Source organism: Clostridium sp. BL-8 (genome assembly GCF_002006495.1).
Classification (GTDB): Bacteria; Bacillota; Clostridia; order Clostridiales; family Clostridiaceae; genus Clostridium.
The window spans coordinates 1-24,920 of the sequence record NZ_LZZL01000040.1 but is presented as its reverse complement, the minus strand read 5'-3'; the positions used below and the strand labels follow the sequence as shown (position 1 = coordinate 24,920).

The window sequence follows — 24,920 nt, the reverse complement described above, 5'->3', positions numbered from 1 at the left end:
TAAACTTCAGAATAATTTTTCAGTCTAAATTCTTTAAAATTCTTTAACTATTTCTTGGTATAAACTTTTAAAAGCACTATTTTTTCTCCATATGAAATAAAAATCATGAGTTTTCTGCAAATCTTCAACTTCTATTTTCTTTAATGTTCCATCCTTAAGTTCATCTTTCACCGCAACTTCATATAAAGATGTAATTCCATTATTATTTTTAACTAAATGCTTTATTGCATTAATATTTCCTATTTCTACAACTTTATTGAAATCATTTAGGGTTAGGTTTTGTTTCTCTAAGTTTTTCTCAAAAATATCTCGCGTGCCTGATCCTTTTTCTCTTATTATCAAGGTCTCTTGAAGTAGATCCTCCAATACACATGGCTGCTTCTTTAATCTATAATCTTTTCCTGCAACGCAAATATACTTTTCTCTTGAATATACAGCAAAATCATATTCATTTTTTACAAAATATCCTTCTACTAATGCAAAATCAATTTCACCCTGTTCTAATTTATTAAGAAGTTCTTCTGTGTTCTCTACAATCATAGTCATTCGCATATTATTATTTCTATTTAAATAATTACTAAGTCTTGATGGTAATATAAATTCTCCAATTGTAAGGGTTGCACCAAATTTAAGGCTTCTTATCCCTAGTTTTTCTTGAGTAATCTTTTCTTTTAAATATTGTTCATCGTGTTTCATTGTAGCAACAGTTTCATAAAATATTTTCCCCGATTTAGTAAGGCTTATCTTTTTGCCTTCATATTCAAAAAACTTGGTATCATAGCTCTTTTCTAAATACTTAATATGTTGAGATACCGCTGGCTGCGTAATGCGCAATGCTTCTGATGCTTTAGTGAAATTCATGTATTTGCATACAGCTAAAAATGTATCTATCCTGAAATCTAACATACCTATCACCTCTTTAATTAACTATAACATATTTTTATCATTATATAAAAATAAATAATTTTTAATTATGATTACTACCTGCTAATATACTATTTAGAAGTACAAATTAAGAAAAGGGGAATCATTATGAATTTTATTAAAAAAAATTATCAAGGTTTATTACTTTCGTTTTTAATCGGTATTGCTGCTTGGTTTCTTGGAGAAAAATTCTCAATAATAGGAGGCCCGGTATTTGGTATTTTATTAGGTTTAATAATTGCACTTTTTCCACGTAATAATTCTTTTGACGCTGGAATTAAGTTCACATCAAAAAAAATACTACAATATGCCATAGTTTTACTTGGCTTCGGAATGAATCTCTTTCAGATATTTAAAGTAGGCAGTCAATCATTGCTAATTATAGTTTCAACTATTTCAACCTCACTAATTGTTTCTTATCTAGTAAGTAAACTAATGAAAATCCCATCAAATGTATCTATATTAGTAGGCGTAGGATCTTCCATCTGTGGTGGCTCAGCCGTTGCTGCTACTGCTCCAGTTATAGATGCTCATGATGAAGATATTGCAAAATCAATTTCTGTTATTTTCTTATTTAATGTAATTGCTGCATTCTTATTTCCAATGCTAGGTAACCTATTAGGTTTTAATGACATAGGATTTGGAATGTGGGCTGGAACCGCTATAAATGATACTTCTTCAGTAGTTGCTGCTGGTCAAACATGGGCAAGTGCTCATGGAAGTGATGTAGCTCTAAACTATGCCACAATTGTTAAACTTACACGAACTCTTGCTATAATTCCAATTACATTAGGCCTTGCATTATATCGCTCTAAAAAGCATTCATCAACTACACTCAGCCTATCAAAGATATTTCCATGGTTTATTTTATTCTTCCTATTAGCTGCTATTATAAGCACAGCATTTAACATGGACGCAAGTATTACAAGACCTCTAACTGAAGCAGGTAAGTTCTTTATTACAATGGCTATGGGTGCAATCGGCTTAAATACTCACATAGTCAAACTTATCAAAACTGGTGGAAAACCAATTATTATGGGACTTTGTTGTTGGATAAGCATTGCATTTGTTAGTCTACTTATACAGCATATCTTACATATCTGGTAATATAAAAACAAACTTCAATATAAGGCTAACATCAATATGAAAATTTATTAATTCTGGAATACCAATAAAAGGATAATGTAATGTTTAGCAAACAAAATTTTTTAAATCTAATTTTAGAAGAAGGTGCTATTATGATTTCTATAAATGCAATAAGTTATTTAAAAGCTGTAGCAGAATTACAGGCAGATGTAATTCCAGGAGGAATTTTATTTGTTATAGCTGAAGGCGATACATTTATATGGAGAAAAGCTTCAAAATTTTTTGATCCTGATATTTTTCAGGTTGGTCAGAAGGTACGAAAAGGTGGTACAACAGAAAGAGCAATGAAAGAGAATGGTATTGCCATTGCAAATTTACCACGTTCTGTATATGGGACAAGAATAAGAGTTATTTCAGAGTCATTAGTTAGCGAAGAAGGTCAAGCTGTTGGCGCATTCACTTTTGTATTACCAATAATACATCCAGTTGCAAAATCCTTTAAGGACTTTGCTCCTATTTTAGCAGAGATGCTTCCAGAGGGTGCTTTTCTATATATATCCGATTTACATAAAGTTATTAGAAGGCAAGGCTCTAGAAAATTTGATGTGTCTACTATACAATTAAATTATGAATTAAAGGAAGATGATATCGCCAGTAATGTTATAAAATCCAAAAGACCTATTTCTATGAAGGTAGACAGCTCAAAATATGGTGTTCCTGTTTTGATAATAAGCTATCCTCTATTTGATGAAGACAATTCTAATGAAGTTGTTGGTACCCTAGGCTTGATAATTCCAAAGGTACTTGCTGGCAATCTTCGTGATATGTCAAATAATCTTAAAGATGGCCTTGAAGAAATAGCTTCTGCCATTGAACAATTAGCTGCATCAGCTTCTAATATTCATATAAATGAACAAAAATTAGATACAGATATTAAAGAAATAACAGAACTTTCAGATGAGATTAATGAAGTATCAACTTTTATAAAAACAATTGCAAATGAAACAAATATGCTTGGACTAAATGCTGCAATAGAAGCCGCTAGAGCAGGAGAAGCTGGAAGAGGTTTTGGGGTTGTTGCAAAAGAAATCAGAAAATTATCTGACCAGTCTAAAGACACAGTGCCTCAGATTATAAGGTTAACTGATAGTATAAAGAAAAAGGTAGAAAAAACAACAGATGAGAGTAGAAATTCATTAGGTTCAATCCAAGAACAAGCTGCTGCCACAGAAGAGGTTACAGCTAGCATTCAAGAAATGAGCGCTATGTCAGAAGAGTTAAATAAAATAGCACAAGAATTGTGATAATACATTAACTTTAGGAGTTAATTAATTATATTATAATAAGGCGAACCACCTTCATTTGAGTTTGGTCCGCCTCAATTATTAAATTATTATTTATATGAATTAATTATTTTACTACTACAGAAACCCCATCAGGTATGACTACAACCTTTACATTTTCACCCTTTAACTCGTATGCTCTCTTTAAGGCTTCTTCAATAGTTTGTGCACATTCCATATGCATGTTTTTAATTATTTCAGGATCACACATATCAGTTACCATGATTACTTTATTTTTGCTTAATATTCTTGCTAAAATTTGAAATTCCCATTGATCTGGCTTCGTTTTATCTTTAGAAACTTGAAGAACTTTATTAAGTACTTCCGCTGGACTTTTAGCCTCTGCCATATTTTTATAAAATGACTCTCCGCCATGCCCATCATTGCAGGCTGCTACCATTATTATTACTGAATCTTCCTTGCAACAAGCTTCTGCTGCTGTCATTCCTTTAACTGATTGATAAATATTCTGATCAAGAGGATATCCACCATTAGAACTGATTACTATATCTCCTTTAACGCTATTAATGCTTGAAAGTTCTGAAACAAATTTACATCCTTCTTCATGTGCAAATTTACTATGTCCACTAACAGCGTGTATGATCTTTTTGTCTTTATCTATAACAACATTTAATATGAATGCTAATCCCGCCTTTTCGGCTGCAAAAATCATATCCTCATGTATAGGATTCTTACCTAATATTCCTGTTCTTGCATGGCCACTTCCTATAAATTCAGAATTATGATTCCACATTATTGTACCAGCACTTGCAATTCCAGGAAGAATGCTTTTTCTTCCTCCAGAAAATCCTGCGAAGAAATGTGGTTCTATAAAACCTTCAGATATTAAAAGTTCTGCATCAGCAGCTAACTTATTTATCCATAGCTCTCCTCCGGATGGAAGAATTCCCACAAAAGCTTGATCCTCTTTTCTTTGAGAATAATGATTGATTACTTGTTCATTATTTACAATTTCTTCTCCAAACTTATCTATCATTTCTTCTCTGGTAGTAGGTCTATGAAATCCTGTAGCAATAAGAATCTTTATGTCTATATCCGGATTTACCCTTCTAATTCTTCTAAGAAGTATTGGTAAAGTTATTTTGCTTGGAACAGGTCTAGTATGATCACTTGTTATAATAACCATGTTCTTTTTTCCTTGTACCAATTCCTCTAATCGTTTACTTTCAATAGGATTATCCAATGCTTTTTCAACAATTTCTTCTTGAGTAAGCTCTGATTTATAATTGTGTGCCTTAGATTCAAGCACCGCTTCAAGATTATCGTCCGGAATATTCGCTTCTAAGAATCTTTTGTTATACGGTATTTTTATTGTTGCCATAATATCTCCCCTTTTCTAATACTTTAGCCTCTTTATAAAAATAACCATCACTTAAAGAATTATTGCATAATTAATTTAAAATACTACATTCTTATTAATAAATATATTTTTTAGCTGTTGCAATCCATGTAGTTTATAATATAGCAGCAATACTTTGGAATAAAGTTATTTTTATTACACTCAAGCAATTTGGTCTGACCAATTTTCCTTGTTAAAATAATATTATCACAATTACCAAAATATTGCTACATTACAATGGGAGACTATATTTCTAATTTTATCTTTAGATATTAAACTTAAAATTTATTAAAATGAAGTTTTTCATATAGTAAAGTATCTTCTTCATAAGGCTTTTTTTCTTCTCCAGGGTAGCCAATAGCTAACATACATTCAACACTATATTGCTCAGGTATCTCCATCACTTTTCTAATATATTCCTCTGCTGACTCTTGTTCTATACGGAATCTTTTTCTTACTTGTATCCAACATGAACCTAAACCTAAGTCATGTGCTATCAATTGCATAAAAGTTGATGCTATAGAAGCATCTTCAACCCATACGTCACTTGCACCCTTATCAGCTATAACTATAATTGCCAAAGGTGCATATGCTAAATAACTTGGACCTGGTTCCCTACACAAAGAAAGTTTTTTAAGCAATTCAGCATCAGTGACAGCAATAAACTGCAATGGCTTTCTCGACATGGATGATGGAGCTAGTAGAGCGCTTTTAAGAATTATATCTATTTTTTCCTTTTCTACTTCCTTATTTTCAAATTTTCTAATGCTTCTTCTGGTTTTTAACTTATCAAATAACATTAATTATTCCTCCTAATTTTATATATTTGTAATTAATTTTAATATAAATTTTACAATTAGTTTTATGCATTTTATATCTTGTTATTTACTTAACCTATAGACCTTACAAATGTAATTCTATTATTGCAATATATATATAATGCATATTCTTACTACTATTATTTATAGGTTACACTTTAAGTATTTCATAAAAACTTTAACAAAATACCTATTAGTTCTGGTCATATTGTTTATTCAATCACCTCTTCTAAACCTTCATCAAACCACATAAAAACAATGAAACCGAAATAATCCTATTTTTTAATATGTTCGTTGCCCCATTTACTCATAAGTTCAAGAATTGGTATTAATGTCATTCCCTCTTCAGTTAATGAATATTCAACTCTAGGTGGAACTTCATTATATTGTTCTCTATGAATTAAATTACTGATTTCAAGTTCTTTTAGTTGTGCACTTAATGTCTTATGAGCAATAGGCTCTAAACTATCCCTCAATTTATTATATCTTATTATCTTAGCTTTATATATTTTCCATAATATAATCCACTTCCACTTTCCCTCAACTACAGACATTGTATATCGCATTCCACAGGTTCCATACTTATCCTCAAAACTATTCATAAATCTCTCCTTTACTTACCTTTGGGTTAGAATATAACAAATAAGTGCATACTTACTTATTTTTTTATTATCATATATAATTCATAACATAAAGTCAATTAAGCATGTAGATGGAGGTAATAGTTAATGAAAGTAATAGCAATTAACGGAAGTCCAAGAAAAAATAAAAATACAGCTACTCTTCTTACCAAAGCACTTGAAGGAGCATCTTCATTTGGTGCTGAAACAGAGCTTATTCACCTTTATGATCAGAATTATAAAGGTTGTGTAAGTTGTTTTGCTTGTAAATTGAAAGATGGTAAAAGTTATGGAAAATGCGCCTTAAAGGATGATTTAACACCTATTATTGAAAAAGTTTCGAGTGCTGATGCAATTATTTTAGGCTCTCCAATATACTTACATTCGGTTACTAGTGCAATGAGATCTTTTTTAGAAAGACTAGTATTTCAATATTTAGTCTATGATGAAAATCATGCAAGCCTTTTTCAAAGAAAAATACCAGCTGGATTCATTTATACAATGAATGTAACCAATGAGCAATTTAAAGCTGACTATGAGGCTGATCTAAAATCTCTTCAAGCATATATAGAAAAAACCTTTGGATCTTTTGAATCCCTAGTTGTAAATGACACATACCAATTTAATGATTATTCAAAATATGTTGCCACACTATTTGATGAAAAGAAAAAGAGAAAGGTTAGAGAAGAACAATTCCCAAAAGACTGTCAAAATGCATTTGATATGGGAGTACGATTTGTTGAACAATCGAAATAGTTTTGTTGGTTTGAACCTAAATTTATTAAATGTAATTATGAGTGAATAGAAAAAGCCTGAGAAATTTTTATAAGTTTTCAGACTTTTTATCTTATTGGGAATATACTATTGTCTCTTCTCAATATATTACACATATTTTAATGCTAAATTATCCAACTCTGTTTTTAATTTCGAATTATTAAATTTAGCTGCAATTGGAGAAAATATCTCTATAGTTTCTTTTGCTTTTTCTTTCCATCTTTGTGATTCCATGAATTCTATTGTCCTCATATTATGGAGACGATCTGCTAATTTTATCATAATGACATGGTCATCAAACTCTTCTTTATTTTTTATCTTTGAATATTTCTCATTAAAATTAGTTACATCACTTATTATCTTTGCAACTTTTACTGAGAAATTTTCTTCTACTTCCTTTAACGTTACTCCAGTTTTTTCTTCAATTATATCATGTAATAAACCTGCTATAATTGTTTCTTCATCTGCCTCCATTTCTGCTAATATAATAGCAACGTTAATGGGATGTGTGACATAATCTTCTCCGGACTTTCTCTTTTGCCCTTTATGAGCCAAGCAAGCTAAATCATATGCCTTTTCCAACATTTTAAAATCATAAAATATCTTATTATTTTGAATACTTTCAATTAAATGTCCGTACAATTCCTTTGGTTCTTTATAATTCTCAGTTCCTTTCAAAAATATATTAGCATTTTCATAAATTTTATCATAATCCATATAACAATTACCTCCTTCAAATAATCTTTGAATATAAATAGCATGAATAAACCCAGGAGAAAAGCCATATTTTTTCCGAAAAGCTTTTGTAAATCCACTATGAGTTTGATATCCGTACTCAATAGCTACATCAAGTATTTTTTTACCTAGCATAATATCTTCTGTAGCTCTAAAAATTCTTCTCTCCTTTACATACTCCATAAGAGATACACCCATTTGTTCCCTAAATATCCTTGAAAAATGATATATTGAATATCCCATTTTTTTAGAAATGGATTCTACTGTTAATTCTTCTTTTATATTATCTTCAATATATTGAATACATAAAAGTATGATATCATCATATCTCAAAGCTCTCACTTCTTAATTCCACGTGGTAATTATACTATAAATCTATTTTTCATTTATTGCTGTTCCATTTTTGCTATCCTAATAAATTTAAATTATTATATCATATGCACATCTTTATATTCACAGGATTTATTATCAACTTTCTTCTAGAAACAAAATAGGAAGGAGAACCTCATCCAGTTCTATCTGGATTTGGTTCTCCTCCATTACTTAGGTAACTTATTAAGTTATCATTACTAAAGGGAAACTCGACTCACATTCGTTCGCTGAGTAAGTTCGAATGACGAAATGTAAAATTTCAATTCTTACTTATGATATGGTTCACCCTTCATTATTCTAAACCCTCGATAGATTTGTTCTAATAACATGACTCTAAAGAGCTGATGTGGAAATGTCATCTTCGAAAAGCATAACTTATAATTTGCTCTAGCCAAGACACTTTTTGAAATTCCAAGGCTTCCGCCTATTATAAAGGCTATGTTTGAATCACCCATCACCCCTAGATTTTCTATGTAGTTTGCGAATTCTTCTGATGTTAATTGTTTTCCTTTCAAATCCATTGCTATTACAAACATGTTGTCCTTTATCTTACTAAGAATTCCTTGTCCTTCTTTTTCCTTAATTGCCTCTTCTTCTTTTTCTGAAGCATTATCTGGTGTTTTTTCATCTGCCAATTCTATTATCTCTAACTTGCAATATCTTCCTAATCTTTTCGAGTACTCTTCTATAGCTTCTTTTAAGTATTTCTCTTTCAATTTTCCAACTGTAATAATGGTTATATTCATTTTTTCTCCTTTAGTTACTTACATATCATTAACTTATAAACTAAGAATATCATTTCATTATAGCTATTCAATTTAACATATTAATTAAACAAAATTCTGTATGTATAAGTCTTTACATAATGTATAAATTTACTTTTTGATTATTTACCTATATTATACCTTAAAATAAAAGGAGTACTATTCAAAGTTTATGATATAGTACTCCTATTATTAAAAAGCCTTAAGTTACGCTAGTCGTACTACCACGCCTTAATAAGCTCATAATAATCTGCTATGTAAAATACTTCACAATTTCAATTGGTTTACTAAATATGATTTCGCAATTAATGTTATCTGTTTTCTCTGAATATCTGCAATGTGCAAATTTTATTCCTGCCGCACACGCTGCTTCATAATCCACTAAAGCATCTCCTATATATATAATTTCTTCCCTATTAATGCCGTTATTATTCATAAACTTTATTAATGGTTCTGGGTTTGGTTTATGTTTTTCCGTATCTTCCTTACATATAAATGATTTAAAACTTTCTAATAAAGAACTCTCTTGTAAATCTTCTTTTAATTGACTATAAGTCTTAGATGTTACTATACCAAGGCAATAATTTTTTTCTAATTCTAATAACATTTCCTTTATTCCATCAAAGAAATAATTATAATTAGAATATTTCTTTACATTATCACTCCACTGTCTCCATGTACTTATAATCTTATCGTCCTTTACTCCAATCTTTCTTAAAGCTTCATCTCCAGGTATCCCCATTAACCTCCTAAGTTCTTCTTTCGAATATTTCTGACCATACAAATCCATCATAGTTTCTTGTAGCCCTAGAATATTTGATAAAGCTGTTTCTATTAAGGTTCCATCTACATCAAAAACAATCCACTTAATCATACTTTTTCTCCTCAGCCATAAATATTACATTGAGATTCCATTTTTAACAAGCTTTATTCCTGCATTCATAAATTCACTCGTTAAATACAACATTCCATCTAAATAATCTTTGCTGCTATCTTCAGATACTATTACCTTAGGAATTATATTATTCGCAGCATAATTTTTACTTGCTTCATTTATTTCATCTATGAGATTTCTTTTTAAAGCATCTCCTCCAACTACAATAAATGCTGGATTTATAATGCAATTTAAAATTGCTATAACCCTTCCAACCACATCTACATATTCTTTATCTTCTAGATCATTGTTTACTACATTTAACAAATATCCTTCTTTTCCTATTGGCATAAATCCTAATTCACCCGCAAAATTATTTTCTCCTCGTATAAGGTTGCCATTTGCGATTATTCCAGCACCTACACCAAACTTAGAAAAATGAACATATATGAGATTCAATACACTAATGTCTATAGTTTTAATTCTATTTATATAATTTAAACTAAATCCAAGAGCTATAGCATTTAAATCATTCTCAAGTATAACTGGAATTTCAAATTTTTCTTCAATATAGTTTCCTATATCAATTTTTTCCCAATTATCAAGTTTATTTCCCGAGAAATAATTCCCCTTATCAACTACTCCTGGTACTCCTATTCCTATAACTCCAATCTTATAGCTTTCAGTAACATTATTTATAAATTTATCTAAGGAATTTTTATATTCTTTTCTTTCAAGTCTTGCTGCATTTTTTTCAATAATATCTCCTAATGGATTAGCTATGGCATAATGAATCGTATCTTCTTCAATATAAAATGATAGCAATAGATTTTCTTTTAAATTAAGCGCATACCTTTCAGCTCTTCTTCCTCCACTAGAGTTATCAAAACCTAAACTAACTATTTCTCTATCTTTTAGTAATTCTTCTATAAGTGTTCTCACTGTAGTTGCACTAATTCCTGTGCTGTTAGATATTTCTGCCTTAGTTGCAGAACCTTTATCTTTTAATACACGTTTAATTAATGCATTATTTACCTTTTTCATAATCTGCGGTTTTCCTGATAAATCATTCATATTTAACACCTTTAATTAATTCAATACTTATAACGGATACTTTTAAAAGTATCTGATATAAGTATAGTATATCTACTAGAAAAAAACAACTACTTTATGAATAGAAAAAGTGCTCCTACTGGTAAGCTTTTTTCTTAACCAATATGAACACTTTTTCCATTATGCTGCTTTAACTTTTCTTTTAGACTTAATTCCATATAATCTATATGCTGTAAGCATTGCTCCTATTGCACATATAACGGCTGCTGCAATATATACACAATACATTCCATAGACAAAAACGTCATTTCTTCCTTCTATGTATCCAGCAACATGATATCCAATTTTACTGCTCATTCGATTATACAAAAGAGTAGTTGAAAATGATATTCCAAAAACCATTCCAAGGTTTCTTACCAATGCATTTACTCCTCCAGCAATTCCTAGGTTTTTCTTATCAACTGTAGACATTACTAGCGAATTATTTGGAGATTGAAACATTCCATTTCCAATAGTCATTATTGCTATAAATACAACTAATTCTCCTATATGAGAATATTCATTCAAAAATCCCATCAAAAACAAACCTAAACTAGTTCCTATAAGACCTACAAAAGTTAAAACTTCTGAACCCACCCTATCAGACATATATCCACTTAAAGGTGATACAACTGATAATATTATTGGAGACACCATCATTAAAAATCCAGTTATTGAAGGTGACAATTTCATCACGTATTCTAAATAGAATGGTAATATAATATTTGCACAGCTTATCGCTACAAAAGAAATAAATGCACAGAATATACTAAGTGAAAATAATGAGTTACTAAATATATCTAACTTTAATAATGGAGCTGGAACCTTTCGCTCAACCTTTATAAATATAATAAATAATACAATTGAAACTATAAGCGAAATTATAATTCCTATATTGTCATACCCAATGTCATTTCCTAAAGTTAATGCTCCAAATAGTAATATCATAGTTAAGCCAAATAAAACAGCTCCTAATATATCTAGCTTTTCACTTGATTCTGAAGTATTATTTTTAGGATGTGTCCTAATAGCTAGAATAAACGATAAAATACCTATTGGTACATTAATCAAAAAGATATATTGCCAGCTTAAAACAGAAACTATTATACCTCCTATTGGCGGCCCTACCATAGCTCCTAACGCAACAAAGGTTCCATTTATCCCTAATGCTCTACCTCGTTCATTCTTTGGAAACACATGTGTTATTATTCCTTGACTGGTAGACATAGTTCCCGCAGCACCTACTGCTTGTAAGCATCTTGCGAAAACCAATATTACTAATGAATCTGTAAATCCGCATAAAAAAGATCCAAATGTAAAAATTATAATTCCTAACTTAAAAATTGTAGTTTTTCCCTTAATATCAGCCAATCTTCCAAATATAAGAATAGTTCCTACAATAACTATTAAATAGCTGGTGACTACCCATTGAATTGATGCCATACTTACTGAAAGCTTATCAGCCATAACTGGCAATGCTACATTTACTATACTTCCATCAAGAGTAGCCATAAATGTCAGAAGCACAGTAGTAAATAATATTATCCATCTCTTATCATGTATTTTGTTATCTACATTCTCCATATATTTTATCCTTTCATATAAATTAGATTTTTCATATAAATAAGAAATCTTCATAACTTATTTAGACTGCACTAACTAAAATAAAATACATAGTTACAATTGCAGCTGTATATGATTATAATATACTTTTATTATTTGCTCAAATAATGTAATAATTCGTCGACTAATAAAATGTTATCCACAGATATACTTTTTATTCTCAACTTATCCACATTTTATTCTTATTTTCTGAATAAAATCTATATCAGCTGTGTATAATTTTATATTAAACTAAAATTCATAAAAAATACTCTCAAATGCACCGCTAGTGCATAGAGAGTATCTTTTCTTTTAACAATTTATCTTTACTGCATTTTTCAATTCTACTTTAACTTAAATGATCCAACCATTTCATTTAAATTATCTGATGAATATTCTAAAACTTCAGTTGCATATTTTAATTGTCTTATTTCTAATAATATTTTTTTAACCATTGTTAGTGATTCTTCACTCTTATTTGAACTATTTTCAGTAGATTGCTCTACCTTGTCAGCCATTGTGCTCACACTGCCCATAACATCTCCAATATTTTGACTTTGAGTTGAAGTTATTTGAGTAATGGACTGCATAGCATCAGCAATTATGTTTATATCACTATTTATTTGATCAAAAGATGACATAGAATTTTTTACGCTTCCTGTTGATGTGTTTACTTGATTATTTATATCCCCTGCATACTTGTAAGTAGCTTGTGTTTGTTCTTGAACCTGCTTAATAACATTGCTTATTGATTTCGTCGCATCTTCAGTTTCAAGTGCTAATTTAGATATTTCCTCTGCAACTACTGAAAATCCTTTTCCATTCTCCCCAGCTCTAGCAGCTTCAATTGATGCATTCAAAGCTAAAAGCTGAGTTTGTTTACTTATATTACTTATTACACTAATGACTTCACTTATCTCCTTTGAATATTCCTGTAATGTAGTAATAGAGTCTACAGCCTTACCTATTGTACTTTCTAAATCCTGCATGTTATTTAACACTTCTTTTGATGCATTTTGAGCTGTTGATGCATTCTCATTTGTTCCTTCAATGATTCCTGAAACTTCTAAAATAAGACTCTCCATCTCTTGAATTGATGCTGTAATTTCAGAGAATTTATTTTTTGTATTTTGAAATACTGTATTATGCTCCTTAGAATTTTCTAGTAAACTTACAACTGTATTTTCAATGACTCCCATTCCTTCTTTAACATCACCTGTTATTCTTGAAACAGTATTTACAGAAGTCTTTGTAGTTTTGGCTGATTTTTTTACTCTGTCTAGCATGCTGGCTTGATTGTTAATAAATTTATTAAACCATCTTGATAACTCACCAATTTCATCTGATGACATCTTTTGAACTCTTTTTGTTAAGTTACCTTCACCTTCCGCAATATCCTGCAATATGTTTGTCGTCCTGCTTAAAGGTGATGAAATCATCTTTTTAGAAATTACTAAAGTAAATAAAGATAATATAATCCATATTGCTAAATTTGTTATTATACTTGCACTCGGCGCAAATCTCATTGTTATGTTATCTATTATTAGTAAAACTGCGGACATGATTGACACTGCCATTGGCATTTTAAGATTAATACTTTGAAAATTATATATTTCTGCTATATCTCCCTCACACATCATCCCCCAAACTTCATCACAGTTAGGAGGTGTTATTAATGTTCCCTTACCGCCAACCATTATATGCCTATAATCAGGATATCCAGGCCAACAGTCTAAATTCTCTCCATTTCTTATGGTGTTAGCCACTCCCTGGTGTAAATTATTAGTTGCTGGATCCGTAAACATAATTTCAAACTCTGTATGTTCTTTAATTTGAACTACTCCCCACTTTTTAGTTTTAACTCCCTCTTTAAGATTTTCTCCTAAAGTAAAAGTGTTATCTTCAAATCTACTTCTCGAAATAGCCGTTCCTGGCTTAATTCCTCTATTTGACTTAACCATAAATAGATAATTATCTCCGGAGTCTTTGTATATGTGCGTATCCTCATCTTGAATTACATTGCTCATATCATCATTTAATGTTCTGCAGCATAATACTCTGACTTCACCATTATGGTTTTTGCATTTACTAGAAAACATTAATGTAACATCATCAGCAAACTTCTTACTGCTTATGTCTGTGTCCAAAGTCCTTTTATCTATGTATGGACCATACATTAGTGGCCTGCCTTCTAATCCAGCTTTTAAATTAGGTAGATCACTCATATCTAATCCAATATGCTTTTTGCAAGAAGAAACTGATACTATTCCTTTTTCATCTAAGACAAATATTTCACAGAAATCTTCATGCTTTTTTACAGTTTCCTCTAAGTAACTATAGACAATTTCATCATTATCTTCTAAAGCTATAAGTGAATTTTTAATATTTTCTAATTGTGCCCATTTATCGTTAAACCAATTATCTAAGGCTTTCTTCCTTCCATTTGATATACCTTCAAAAACTTTTTCTGAATGTTCTTTTAAATCCCTATTTAATAAATACTTAAGTTTTAGATTCATAACTAATCCCCCCAGAAATATTATTGCTTACTTATTTCTTAATGTTTATAAAAATAAAAGCACAAATAAAGATTTCTGAAATCTATATTTGTGCTATCATAGCATTAATTATTAACTTTTGCTTATTTTAATTTTATAGCATAATTATACCACTATATTTTCATTTGTGAATTGTTATTTTTCATAAATTTTAAAAAAAGAAAAAGCCTTATCTAAAATAAGGCTTTTTACTTACTAGATATTTACTTGATTTTGATTAGTAAATTCTATTTTTCTTTTCCACAGCATTTCTTATATTTCTTTCCACTTCCACATGGGCATAGATCATTTCTTCCAACCTTATCTAGGTTTCTTACAATTTTAGATTCTCTATATTCTTTTTGTATTTCATTTCTTTTTTCTGCTGAGAATATTCCATCCCATTGTGGTAATGTATATAAATATTCTGCTTTAGCGTCTAGCATATTAAAATATAATTTGTCTAAGTTCACATCTAATGTTAATTCTGTATCAGCATCAATAGATTCAAGATCATATTGGCTCTTTAAACTATCATTTATTCCATCCATGAATCCCATAGCGAATTCTACTGTAGAATCATATTCACTTGCTAACTTATTAATAGTAGTCTTTTTAGCATCCTTATGGCTTGCTAATATATCTTTATATATTGATTTTTCTAATTTACTATATTCTGCCCAAAAAGCATTTTCTCCTTTAGTTTTAACATAGTCAACAACCATGTCAGTCCAGTCTGTATATAAACTCATTTTAAGTCCTCCCTTAAATCTTCATTTTTATATATAATATTTATAAATTATAACCTGAAATAAATCAAATTTCTATATAACTACTTGGATTGTGTCTATTTGCCATAGTTAATATTATGTCTTCCTTCTGCTTAATTCCATTTTGATTTAATACATTCAAAACAGTTTGATACGCCAAATCAGGATGATTATTGGTATTACTTAAGTGTCCCAATATAATCTTTTTATTAGTGAAACACTTATATAGTTCAACAATAGCACTTCCACAATCATCGTTGGACAAATGCCCTATTTCACTAAGAATTCTTCTTTTTAATTGATATGGATATGGTCCAAACTTAAGCATATTAACATCATGGTTACTCTCAAGAAGTATAACCTCTGATTCTTTTATATTATCATAAATTTCCCTTGTAAAAGTCCCAAAATCTGTTGCTATACTTACGCTCTTATTACCGCAGCTCACTGTATATCCCATAGGTGCCGCTGCATCATGTGGGATATTGAATGCTTTAATACTCATATCATTTAACTCTGTCACTGATCTTTTGTCAATTATTTTTATATTGTGTTCTTTTACTTTTCCAATTGAATTTTCCATAGCTGACCAAGTATCAGCATTTGCATATATAGGAATGTCATATTTTCTAGATAATACTCCTATTCCTTTAATATGATCACTATGTTCATGAGTTATAAAAATCCCATTTAATTCTCTTGGATCTTCATTAATCTCTTGCAATGCCATATCTATTTTTTTACCCGGAAGTCCTGCATCAATTAGTATTTTAGCTTTATTTGAAGCAACAAACATACTATTTCCGCTACTGCCGCTATATAAAGAACAAAATACCATTTAGAATCCTCCCCTTATAGAACTTTTATTGCTCATCAACTTCTATTCTTTTAATATCCGCACCTAACGCTCTAAATTTATTTTCTATGTGAGGATATCCCCTATCAATATGTTCTATGCTAGTTATTTCAGTTATACCTTCAGCAACTAAGCCTGCTATAACCATAGCTGCACCAGCTCTTAAATCTGTTGCTTTTACTACGGCTCCAGTTAATCTTTGAGAGCCATCTATAATGGCCACCCTGCCTTCAACTTTTATATTAGCACCCATCTTTTTTAATTCATCTATATGTTTATGTCTGTTTTCCCAAATTGATTCAGTAATTAAACTTCTTCCTGGTACTATACTTAATAGTGTTGACATCGGTTGTTGAATATCAGTTGGAAACCCTGGATATGGAGTCGTTTTAATGTTAACTCCCTTAAGCTCAGAATTTACAGTGACTCTAATACAGTCATCACCTTCTTCAATTACAGCTCCCATTTCTGTAAGCTTAGCTGTTATTGACTCTAAGTGCTTTGGAATAACATTTTTTATATAAACATCTCCACGTGTTGCTACTGCTGCTATCATAAAGGTTCCAGCTTCTATTTGATCTGGTATTACGCTGTATGAGCATCCCTTTAATTTCTCAACCCCTTTAATTCTTATAACATCTGTTCCTGCGCCCTTTATATCTGCGCCCATTGAATTTAAGAAGTTTGCTACATCAACAACATGAGGTTCTTTTGCTACATTTTCTAGTACTGTAACTCCTTCTGCAAGTGTTGCAGCTATCATTACATTTATAGTTGCACCTACTGAAACTACATCAAAAAATATATTTGCACCTACTAATTTCTTAGCTTTAATATTAACTGCTCCATGTTCTATTTTTACATCTGCACCTAAAGCTTCAAAACCTTTTATATGTTGATCTATAGGCCTAACACCTATCGCACATCCACCTGGAAGAACTACCTTAGCCTTCTTAAAACGTGAGAGCAAAGCTCCTATAAAATAATATGAAGCTCTCATTCTTCTAGCATCATCTGTGCACGCATCAACATTATTAACATTAGTACTATCTATCTCTAAAGTATTATTATCTATCTTAACTATATTGCAACCTAAACTTTTTAGTATTCTTTCTAAGCAATGTACATCTTCTATATCTGGTATGTTATCAATTATGCATTTTCCTTCACTTGCCATTATTGCTGCTGGTAATATTGCTACTGCTGCATTTTTAGCTCCGTTTATCTCAACGCTGCCTTTTAGCAAGTTTCCGCCGTTTATAACTAATCTTTCCATTGGAATTCACCCTATCCATTAAAAAATATATATCATCTAATTTTTATATATAATAGTTTACATTATTAACCTATTTTATAATTAAAATCTACTTAATCATTATATCATAAACTAAATTTATTTAAATACTTTTTTCAGTGTATCACTACTTTTTTAAAAGTATATCATAATTTTTCGTGTATTTTTTATTGACATAACTGGAATTATTGACCTATAAATTTTTATAATATAAAATTGGCTTAAACATTTATTAAAATACTTGTAATTATCAGTATGAATATTATTCTTATTAATTTTTATTTATTCCTCTATGTATTCTTTTATTTTGTGTATTGTGTTATAATTTATTAAGATTTTTAGTAATACAATAATTGAGATTGTGAGGTTTATCATGAAGTACTATATAGTTGCATTATTTGATGAGGAAACCTATCAAGTAATATCCCCAATACAAAGAAACATGTCAAAGAAGTTTAGGGCAAATAGAAATTCACCTGCACCTTTTGTTTTATTATCAACTATAGAAAATCCAAACTTAGATAAATTATATCCTGTTGTTGATAAAATCATTTCTCCATATAAGAGTTTTAGAATCGATGCTAGTGATTTAGTATACCTATTTGAGCCTACTAAAAGTATAAACTTAAAAATAGACGATAAGGGTTACATAAAAAGACTTTCTCGTAATCTTTTTGACACTTTAGAGATCAATGGATTCAGTGTAAAATCTTTTGGTGATAATTTTATTTCCCTTGCTAACTTAGGATATGTTCCAAAAGACTATAAAAAACAAGATGTAAAATTAAATTTTCCTGAAATATATGATGCAAATAACCTTATTAAACTAAGAATTAAGAGTGTGGAAATATGGAAACTACCTACTGTAAAGAAAAACACACCATTAAAATCTTATCTTTTGAAAGATTTCTAACACTATTTTTATTACTTGGTAAATAATTCATTACCTTACTTAAAGTAGTTTTTTTACATAGATACATATTATACTTAAATTTTCAAATAACTGTCGTGTAATGATTTTTTAATATAATATATTGATTTTATATTTAGTATATTAGCAATATATTATATTATTTTTATCTTTTGCGACAGTTTTTTATTACTTGCGAACAATTTCAAATAAAACCCAGTTGCATTTTAAAATAATTCCTTAAATTATGAATTTTCTAAAAATATTTTTTTGTATTCGTTTTCCGAACTTTCTTTTATTTTAAAGATTTTGTAAAATAAGATTAATTACAATAAATGTAGGAGGATTGAACATGAATATTCAGCCACTATTTAAAATGCAAAAAAAATATAATGATAGTTTACTTATAAATGAAGAGCTAGATCTACATAAGTTACAAGTTCGTAAAAACTTAGAATTCGCAATAGCTATTGGTGATTTAGCTAATGAAACTAATTGTTTTAATTATTTATTAAATGATACTATTCCTGTCAATATAACTGAAATATTCAATAAGTATATAAATTGTATTTCTCAAGCTTTAACACTAGGAATCGATCACAAGTATACAGATTTGATAGCAGTTTCAATGAATCCTAATGATTATTGCTTAAGTGATCAATTTTTAAATTTATATATTGATATTAATGATTTAATTGCCTCACCATCAATGGATCACTATTTAACTTTATTTGAAGACCTGTTAAGTCTAGGTTTAACATTAGGTTTTTCAGAATCTCAAATTCAATGCCAATTTGTTAAAGATTTAGATAATTTAGTAATTCTTTAATCTGACATATTTAAATTTATTATGTCTTTACATAATAACATTTTTTATTTTATATAATATTTAGCACAGATAAGGGAATACTACTTTTGAGGTGGTATTATGTTTGGAATAATATGTGCAATAATTTCTGGAATTGCTATGAGCGTACAAGGAGTATTTAATACAAGATTAGGTGAAAAAATAGGGGTATGGGAGACTACATTATTAGTTCAAATCATTGCCCTTATTGTTAGTCTTGTAGTTTTTTTCTTTCAAGGCAGTGGCGGTTACTCTCATTTAAAAGAAGCTAATAAACTTTATCTTTTAGGCGGTGTTTTAGGTGTTGTAATAACTTTTACTGTAATGAAAAGTGTTAGTTCAATGGGACCTACTCTAGGTATCGGTATTATATTAATATCTCAATTACTTGCTGCAGCAATTATTGATGCTTTTGGTCTATTTGGAAGCGAAAAAGTTAGATTTCTCCCAAATCATTTTTTAGGTATTGCTATTATGATTGCCGGTATTGTAATATTTAAATGGAATCATTGAGAAGGGAAGGATAAAGCTTGAATCTTTTTTCTAATATTAATTTTTTATTCCATTTAACAGCAAATAACATAAAAGAGTATTTCAAAAAAAGTGCTGAGGTAAAATCTGATGAGATTTTAGAAAACTCGGTTAACTGGTTTGGTCATGCTACGACAGTTATTAATCTATCCAACAAAATCATCATAACTGATCCTGTATTTTCCAGTTCATTAGGCTATTTTAAAAGAGTAGCAAAAAGACCATCATACATAAACAATTTAAGAGTTGATTATATATTATTATCTCATGGACATATGGATCACCTGAATTTTTCATCACTTAGAAAATTAAATAAGGATGCAATTATTATTGTTCCAAAAGGATATGTTCGTCTTGCTAAATTATTAGGCTTCACAAAAGTATTTTTATTACATCCTGGAGATGTATATGAAGATGATTTTATAAAAATCACTGCCTACGAAGCTAATCATGATGGAAGACGCTTTTATTTTGGACACGATAATGAAAGTATTTCTTATTTAATTGAAAGAGAAAATAAGCGTGTATTTTTTGCAGGTGATACTGCTCTTACAAATAATTTCAAAGGTATTATCTGTGATGTAGCATTAATGCCTGTAGGATGTTATAAACCTGATAGATTTTCGTACATGCATTGTACTCCAGAACAGAGCTATGAAATGTTTAAAATGATGATATGCCCAATAATGATACCTATTCATTATAAAACTTTTAGAATTTCACTTGAAGATTTTACTGAAACTAAAACATCACTTTTAAACTTAAATGATAAGTCTATTAAAATTATAGATATAGGAGAAACTTATAGTTTTTAATCATACAAATTGAATTTATTTCAACTTAATATCGTTAATATTAGGACAAGCTGAGATAAATTCAATTTACTCTGATTCATATTTCTTAGACGTTATATTAAATTTTTTAAGCCCAAAAGTTATATTAAATTTCACATCTATTTTTAACTCTCCTTTTTATCACTTCTATTTTTATTAAATTTATATTAACAAAATATCTATTTTTCATATAATATATTGAAGTAATAATATTTTGGAGAGCTATATGTTTTCATTCACTAACAAAATAGATGATAATTTGAAGTATTATATATCCAAAAATGCCTATAAAAATTATCGGATACTTATTCAGTATAAAGACTTTCAGTCTTCAATTTCAAAAAAAATAGTTTCACATAAAGGCACCGTACATCATGTTATAGAATCCGCTAACCTTATAAGTGCTGAACTTAGTTCTAAGGCTATAGATAGACTTTCAGAATATCCTGAAATCAAAAAAATTTACTTAGATGAATACTTATTTTTATGTGGCATGAGTGTCACTACTGCCAATAAAGTTCATTTTTCTGATAAGAGCACTTTATCAGGAGCAGGAATTGGTATAGGTCTCGTAGATAGTGGTATATTTCCTCATCAAGACTTAGTTTCTCCTAGCAGTAAAATAGAATTATTTGAAGATTTAATTAATAATTTTCGATATCCTTATGATGACAATGGTCACGGCACATCAATTGCTGGAATTTTATGTGGCAGTGGTTTGTCTTCAAATAACATGTATAAAGGAATATGCCACAAGAGTAAATTGTTTTGCTATAAAGCATTTGATAAGCTTGGAAAAGGATTTGCTTCTGATATACTATACTCTATAGAAAGCTTATCTAATATATCCAAGGACAATAATATAAAAATATTATGCTTACCTTTTGAACTTTTAACACATAATGCATTTATTATTTCTTGCTTTGATATAGTCTTTAACTATGCCATATCCAAAGGATTAATTCCAATAGTACCAAGTGGAAGCAATTTAAATAATAAATCATTAATTATGGGAATTTCAACACTTTCAAGCTGCATTACTGTTGGAGGATTAAACACAACTACTCCTGTAATAAAACCCTATAACTATTCTTCTACAGGACCTTACGGCAAGTTATTAAAACCTGATTTATCTGCTGCTTGTGTGAATGTAGTTTCTTTAAATTCTGATAACAACTATATTTCAGAGAAAGATGGTGTTAAGATCTACCCAAGCAAGTTAGAGGTTCCATATAAAACTTTTACTGGTTCCTCTATTGCCACAGCTTATATTAGCGGCTTATGTGCTCTTCAATGCGAAAAGAATCCTTCTATAACTTTTAAGGATATGGTTGCTTTACTAAAAGTTGCATGCGATCCTATTGAAGATATATCTAATGCTGCTCAGGGTGAGGGCTCAGTAAATATAAACAAACTTATGAATTAAATTTCTAAGTCTAAATATTAAATAATATATTTATTTCGCATAATACTAACGTATTTATTTCATATAATACTAATTTATAAAGAACATATTATTACTAGAATGCAAAGAGCATGTACTTATATTGAAATTCTACGTATGACATGCTCTTTATTTATATATATAGCCAAAATTATTATTTTAACTACTGTTAATTAATATTTCACTTCATTATACTCATAATATGCTATAATTATTTACACACATTAATTTGTTGCTTTTTTGCAATTTAAAAGGAAAAATACTTAGAAAGGTAGGTAGTAAACAGAATGAGCACATTTATGTTGAAAAATAATTTTCTTAACTTCACTCCTGTTAGCAATGTATTCATAGAAAGATATATGCCACAAGCTAGAGGTGAATTTGTAAAAACTTATTTGTTGATGCTAAAGCATAATATTTCTGGCGAGTTAGGCGTTAGCTCATCAATACTAGCTTCCTCACTTAATTTATTAGAATCAGACATTATGAATGCACTGAATTATTGGAACGATCAAGGAGTTATAAAACTTACTCAAATAGATAAAATGGGAAACTTTAATGTAGAATTCATGGAGCTGGCTGAAGAAACATTTAAAACTATTAATCAAGTCGATTTATTAGAAGCTCTTGATAGCTCTAATACCAAGGATATGTTCAAAGATATAGAAATGCTTCTAGCTAGACCATTATCTCCAAATGAAATGTCTACTTACTTAAATTGGCAAAAAGAATTTGGCTTCTCTTCTGAATTAATTTTGATTTTAATGGAATACTGTATATCAAAAGGGAAAAGCGATTCACGTTATATAGAAAAAGTAGCCTTATCTTGGCATGATCAAAAAATAGCAACCATTGAACAAGCTCAAAATTTAATAAAAAAGGGAGAAGATAAGTGGCTTAACATAAGAAAAATATTAAATTACCTTGGTATAAATAATACTGATATAATGAAACCCCAACAAGATTTAATAGAAAAATGGCTTCTTATATATAAATTTTCAAATGAAATTGTTTTTAAAGCCTGTGATGTATGCTTTGAGAGATTAAATAGAGCAGATTTTAAATATATTGATGGTATATTAACTAACTGGAATAAAAACAATATTAGAACTCTAGAAGACATAGCCCTTAAAGATAATAAGAATACTAAAAATTCTAAATATCCAAAAAATTACAAATCTAATAATAATGATAAATCATCTCTTAAATTTAATAATTTTGAAGCAAGAGAATATGATTATGATTCATTAGAAAAAAAACTTTTAGGATGGGATAATGATGATTAAAGGCTATCAAACTGAAATTTTAAAAATATATGAAAAACTTAGAGAAGATGAAGCTAAAGCTTTAAAAATTAGAAAAGAAGAAATATCCGAAAAATACCCTGAAATTATTGAATTAGATAATAAAATTCAAAAGCTATCCTTACAAATGGCAGTTTCAATTTTAAAATCTACTGATGGTGAAAAAGCAGTAGACGATTATAAGGAAAGTATAACTGACCTAAGAATAAAAAAATGCGAAATGCTGGTTGAAAGAGGATATGATCCTGAATACTTAAATTTACATTATCACTGTAATAAGTGTAAAGATACAGGCTTTATAGGTAATATTAAGTGTAGCTGTTACAAACAAAAATTAATTAAATTGTATTATAAAAATTCTGAGTTAGAGAGCACAATATCATATAACAATTTTGATAATTTTGATTTAAACTTATTTTCAAGTCATAAACTTGGGGAAGAGAAATTTTCTCCAAGAAAAAACATGGAAAATAATCTGGACTATATATTAAAAGATTATCTTCCGAACTTCTCAAAAATATCAACAAATCTATTATTTTATGGTAATCCTGGCAGCGGAAAAACTTACTTATCTTACTGCATGGCTAAGGCTGTGCTAGATATGGGTTATTTAGTAATATATAAGACCTCTGATGAATTAATTAAGAATTTGAGAGACATTAGATTTAATAACGATTCTTCTTTAGAATCATTAATCTTAGAATGTGATTTGCTAATAATTGATGATCTAGGTGCTGAATATCTTAATGAATTCTCAATAACAGAGCTCTTTACTGTAATTAATAAAAGAATTCTTACTAAAAAGAAAATGCTCATATCAACCAATTTAACACTACCAGGTATAACAAAGCAATATAGCGAAAGAATTGCCTCTAGATTAATTGGTGAGTTTAGGCTTTGCAAATTTTATTCAGAAGATATAAGAATTAAAAAGAATTTACAGAAAAGCAGATAAAAAATGAAGCTATAAGTATATATTGATAAATATACTATAGCTTCATTTTTATACTTAATTATAATTATTATATGTAAACTTGCACATTTGAAATTCTATTAATTATATTCCAATAGTCACGTAGTGTAATAGAAATTACAATGTTCATAAAAATAAAATATTTACTTTCTTCTTTATTAAATAAAAAAACAAGCTTTAATTTTACACTAAAGCTTGTTTATACTTGGCGACTCAGAAGGGGCTCGAACCCTCGACCTCCGGCGTGACAGGCCGGC

General features: G+C 29.3%; 23 protein-coding genes. 10 read left to right on the top strand and 13 right to left on the bottom strand.

The features are described 5' to 3' along the window. Positions 1–33 precede the first annotated feature (33 nt). On the bottom strand, positions 34–906 hold the full coding sequence (locus tag CLOBL_RS14675) for a LysR family transcriptional regulator (RefSeq protein WP_077859719.1): 873 nt from the start codon (positions 904–906) through the stop codon (positions 34–36). A gap of 126 nt (positions 907–1,032) precedes the next feature. On the opposite strand from CLOBL_RS14675, the gene CLOBL_RS14670 reads away from it, so the two are divergent. Further along, positions 1,033–2,031: a YeiH family protein gene (locus CLOBL_RS14670; protein ID WP_077859718.1), complete on the top strand. Its 999-nt coding sequence runs from the start codon at positions 1,033–1,035 to the stop codon at positions 2,029–2,031. 131 nt (positions 2,032–2,162) lie between these two features. Then, positions 2,163–3,314, top strand: coding sequence for a methyl-accepting chemotaxis protein (locus CLOBL_RS14665; protein WP_077859745.1), 1,152 nt, complete (start codon positions 2,163–2,165; stop codon positions 3,312–3,314). Between the two features lie 106 nt (positions 3,315–3,420). Here CLOBL_RS14665 and larA read toward each other — a convergent pair whose 3' ends face one another. From larA to CLOBL_RS14650, 3 genes are all read right to left on the bottom strand, one after another. Continuing rightward, positions 3,421–4,695: a nickel-dependent lactate racemase gene (gene larA, locus CLOBL_RS14660; protein ID WP_009167579.1), complete on the bottom strand. Its 1,275-nt coding sequence runs from the start codon at positions 4,693–4,695 to the stop codon at positions 3,421–3,423. A gap of 296 nt (positions 4,696–4,991) precedes the next feature. Then, a complete protein-coding gene (locus tag CLOBL_RS14655; protein ID WP_077859717.1) occupies positions 4,992–5,513 on the bottom strand; it encodes a nitroreductase family protein in 522 nt (173 codons plus the stop codon). 293 nt (positions 5,514–5,806) lie between these two features. Continuing rightward, on the bottom strand, positions 5,807–6,133 hold the full coding sequence (locus CLOBL_RS14650) for a helix-turn-helix domain-containing protein (protein ID WP_009167581.1): 327 nt from the start codon (positions 6,131–6,133) through the stop codon (positions 5,807–5,809). A 126-nt stretch (positions 6,134–6,259) separates the two neighbouring features. Between CLOBL_RS14650 and CLOBL_RS14645 the strand changes: the two genes are divergently transcribed. Then, complete coding sequence (locus CLOBL_RS14645) at positions 6,260–6,907, top strand: flavodoxin family protein (protein WP_077859716.1); 648 nt, start codon at positions 6,260–6,262, stop codon at positions 6,905–6,907. 126 nt (positions 6,908–7,033) lie between these two features. Here the strand turns inward: CLOBL_RS14645 and CLOBL_RS14640 are convergent, their stop codons facing one another. The 9 genes from CLOBL_RS14640 to CLOBL_RS14600 form a co-directional block, all read right to left on the bottom strand. Next, on the bottom strand, positions 7,034–8,002 hold the full coding sequence (locus tag CLOBL_RS14640; RefSeq protein WP_242953849.1) for an AraC family transcriptional regulator: 969 nt from the start codon (positions 8,000–8,002) through the stop codon (positions 7,034–7,036). 296 nt (positions 8,003–8,298) lie between these two features. Then, the gene (gene rlmH / locus CLOBL_RS14635; protein ID WP_009167606.1) at positions 8,299–8,778 is read right to left on the bottom strand and encodes a 23S rRNA (pseudouridine(1915)-N(3))-methyltransferase RlmH; all 480 of its coding nucleotides are present in this window, start codon (positions 8,776–8,778) and stop codon (positions 8,299–8,301) included. Positions 8,779–9,049: 271 nt separating this feature from the next. After that, entirely contained in the window at positions 9,050–9,670 is a 621-nt protein-coding gene (locus CLOBL_RS14630; RefSeq protein WP_077859714.1) for an HAD family hydrolase, read from the bottom strand. A gap of 24 nt (positions 9,671–9,694) precedes the next feature. Continuing rightward, complete coding sequence (locus CLOBL_RS14625; RefSeq protein WP_077859712.1) at positions 9,695–10,744, bottom strand: ROK family protein; 1,050 nt, start codon at positions 10,742–10,744, stop codon at positions 9,695–9,697. Positions 10,745–10,903: 159 nt separating this feature from the next. After that, on the bottom strand, positions 10,904–12,346 hold the full coding sequence (locus tag CLOBL_RS14620) for an MFS transporter (protein ID WP_077859711.1): 1,443 nt from the start codon (positions 12,344–12,346) through the stop codon (positions 10,904–10,906). 362 nt (positions 12,347–12,708) lie between these two features. Continuing rightward, entirely contained in the window at positions 12,709–14,883 is a 2,175-nt protein-coding gene (locus tag CLOBL_RS14615; protein ID WP_077859709.1) for a HAMP domain-containing methyl-accepting chemotaxis protein, read from the bottom strand. Between the two features lie 266 nt (positions 14,884–15,149). Then, positions 15,150–15,653 carry an SEC-C metal-binding domain-containing protein gene (locus CLOBL_RS14610; protein ID WP_009167611.1) on the bottom strand — a complete coding sequence of 168 codons (504 nt, stop codon included), beginning with the start codon at positions 15,651–15,653 and terminating at the stop codon, positions 15,150–15,152. 64 nt (positions 15,654–15,717) lie between these two features. Then, complete coding sequence (locus CLOBL_RS14605; RefSeq protein ID WP_009167612.1) at positions 15,718–16,509, bottom strand: MBL fold metallo-hydrolase; 792 nt, start codon at positions 16,507–16,509, stop codon at positions 15,718–15,720. A 25-nt stretch (positions 16,510–16,534) separates the two neighbouring features. Then, on the bottom strand, positions 16,535–17,803 hold the full coding sequence (locus CLOBL_RS14600) for a UDP-N-acetylglucosamine 1-carboxyvinyltransferase (protein ID WP_009167613.1): 1,269 nt from the start codon (positions 17,801–17,803) through the stop codon (positions 16,535–16,537). 391 nt (positions 17,804–18,194) lie between these two features. On the opposite strand from CLOBL_RS14600, the gene CLOBL_RS14595 reads away from it, so the two are divergent. The 7 genes from CLOBL_RS14595 to CLOBL_RS14565 all read left to right on the top strand — a co-directional run bounded on the left by CLOBL_RS14595 (position 18,195) and on the right by CLOBL_RS14565 (position 24,645). Continuing rightward, a complete protein-coding gene (locus CLOBL_RS14595; protein WP_009167614.1) occupies positions 18,195–18,734 on the top strand; it encodes a hypothetical protein in 540 nt (179 codons plus the stop codon). 349 nt (positions 18,735–19,083) lie between these two features. Beyond that, positions 19,084–19,560, top strand: a complete 477-nt coding sequence (locus CLOBL_RS14590) for a dUTP diphosphatase (RefSeq protein WP_009167615.1) — start codon at positions 19,084–19,086, stop codon at positions 19,558–19,560. A gap of 99 nt (positions 19,561–19,659) precedes the next feature. Continuing rightward, a complete protein-coding gene (locus CLOBL_RS14585) occupies positions 19,660–20,091 on the top strand; it encodes a DMT family transporter (RefSeq protein WP_077859708.1) in 432 nt (143 codons plus the stop codon). A gap of 17 nt (positions 20,092–20,108) precedes the next feature. Continuing rightward, positions 20,109–20,924: an MBL fold metallo-hydrolase gene (locus tag CLOBL_RS14580; RefSeq protein ID WP_077859707.1), complete on the top strand. Its 816-nt coding sequence runs from the start codon at positions 20,109–20,111 to the stop codon at positions 20,922–20,924. A gap of 244 nt (positions 20,925–21,168) precedes the next feature. Next, positions 21,169–22,368 carry a S8 family serine peptidase gene (locus tag CLOBL_RS14575; protein WP_077859706.1) on the top strand — a complete coding sequence of 400 codons (1,200 nt, stop codon included), beginning with the start codon at positions 21,169–21,171 and terminating at the stop codon, positions 22,366–22,368. A gap of 305 nt (positions 22,369–22,673) precedes the next feature. Then, a complete protein-coding gene (locus tag CLOBL_RS14570) occupies positions 22,674–23,672 on the top strand; it encodes a DnaD domain protein (RefSeq protein ID WP_179117762.1) in 999 nt (332 codons plus the stop codon). Continuing rightward, on the top strand, positions 23,665–24,645 hold the full coding sequence (locus CLOBL_RS14565; RefSeq protein WP_077859705.1) for an ATP-binding protein: 981 nt from the start codon (positions 23,665–23,667) through the stop codon (positions 24,643–24,645). Before CLOBL_RS14570 ends, CLOBL_RS14565 begins: the two co-directional genes overlap by 8 nt. The last annotated feature ends 275 nt before the right edge of the window (positions 24,646–24,920 follow it).

What these genes read in the sequence shown, in the direction of transcription:
- CLOBL_RS14565 (WP_077859705.1), top strand. Translation starts at nt 23,665, where the DNA reads ATGATTAAAGGCTATCAAACTGAAATTTTAAAAATATATGAAAAACTT.
- CLOBL_RS14575 (WP_077859706.1), top strand. Translation starts at nt 21,169, where the DNA reads ATGTTTTCATTCACTAACAAAATAGATGATAATTTGAAGTATTATATA.
- CLOBL_RS14675 (WP_077859719.1), bottom strand. Translation starts at nt 906, where the DNA reads ATGTTAGATTTCAGGATAGATACATTTTTAGCTGTATGCAAATACATG.
- larA (WP_009167579.1), bottom strand. Translation starts at nt 4,695, where the DNA reads ATGGCAACAATAAAAATACCGTATAACAAAAGATTCTTAGAAGCGAAT.
- CLOBL_RS14590 (WP_009167615.1), top strand. Translation starts at nt 19,084, where the DNA reads ATGAATATTCAGCCACTATTTAAAATGCAAAAAAAATATAATGATAGT.
- CLOBL_RS14585 (WP_077859708.1), top strand. Translation starts at nt 19,660, where the DNA reads ATGTTTGGAATAATATGTGCAATAATTTCTGGAATTGCTATGAGCGTA.
- CLOBL_RS14630 (WP_077859714.1), bottom strand. Translation starts at nt 9,670, where the DNA reads ATGATTAAGTGGATTGTTTTTGATGTAGATGGAACCTTAATAGAAACA.
- rlmH (WP_009167606.1), bottom strand. Translation starts at nt 8,778, where the DNA reads ATGAATATAACCATTATTACAGTTGGAAAATTGAAAGAGAAATACTTA.
- CLOBL_RS14645 (WP_077859716.1), top strand. Translation starts at nt 6,260, where the DNA reads ATGAAAGTAATAGCAATTAACGGAAGTCCAAGAAAAAATAAAAATACA.
- CLOBL_RS14610 (WP_009167611.1), bottom strand. Translation starts at nt 15,653, where the DNA reads ATGAGTTTATATACAGACTGGACTGACATGGTTGTTGACTATGTTAAA.
- CLOBL_RS14600 (WP_009167613.1), bottom strand. Translation starts at nt 17,803, where the DNA reads ATGGAAAGATTAGTTATAAACGGCGGAAACTTGCTAAAAGGCAGCGTT.
- CLOBL_RS14570 (WP_179117762.1), top strand. Translation starts at nt 22,674, where the DNA reads ATGAGCACATTTATGTTGAAAAATAATTTTCTTAACTTCACTCCTGTT.
- CLOBL_RS14670 (WP_077859718.1), top strand. Translation starts at nt 1,033, where the DNA reads ATGAATTTTATTAAAAAAAATTATCAAGGTTTATTACTTTCGTTTTTA.
- CLOBL_RS14665 (WP_077859745.1), top strand. Translation starts at nt 2,163, where the DNA reads ATGATTTCTATAAATGCAATAAGTTATTTAAAAGCTGTAGCAGAATTA.
- CLOBL_RS14650 (WP_009167581.1), bottom strand. Translation starts at nt 6,133, where the DNA reads ATGAATAGTTTTGAGGATAAGTATGGAACCTGTGGAATGCGATATACA.
- CLOBL_RS14655 (WP_077859717.1), bottom strand. Translation starts at nt 5,513, where the DNA reads ATGTTATTTGATAAGTTAAAAACCAGAAGAAGCATTAGAAAATTTGAA.
- CLOBL_RS14615 (WP_077859709.1), bottom strand. Translation starts at nt 14,883, where the DNA reads ATGAATCTAAAACTTAAGTATTTATTAAATAGGGATTTAAAAGAACAT.
- CLOBL_RS14620 (WP_077859711.1), bottom strand. Translation starts at nt 12,346, where the DNA reads ATGGAGAATGTAGATAACAAAATACATGATAAGAGATGGATAATATTA.
- CLOBL_RS14625 (WP_077859712.1), bottom strand. Translation starts at nt 10,744, where the DNA reads ATGAATGATTTATCAGGAAAACCGCAGATTATGAAAAAGGTAAATAAT.
- CLOBL_RS14605 (WP_009167612.1), bottom strand. Translation starts at nt 16,509, where the DNA reads ATGGTATTTTGTTCTTTATATAGCGGCAGTAGCGGAAATAGTATGTTT.
- CLOBL_RS14595 (WP_009167614.1), top strand. Translation starts at nt 18,195, where the DNA reads ATGAAGTACTATATAGTTGCATTATTTGATGAGGAAACCTATCAAGTA.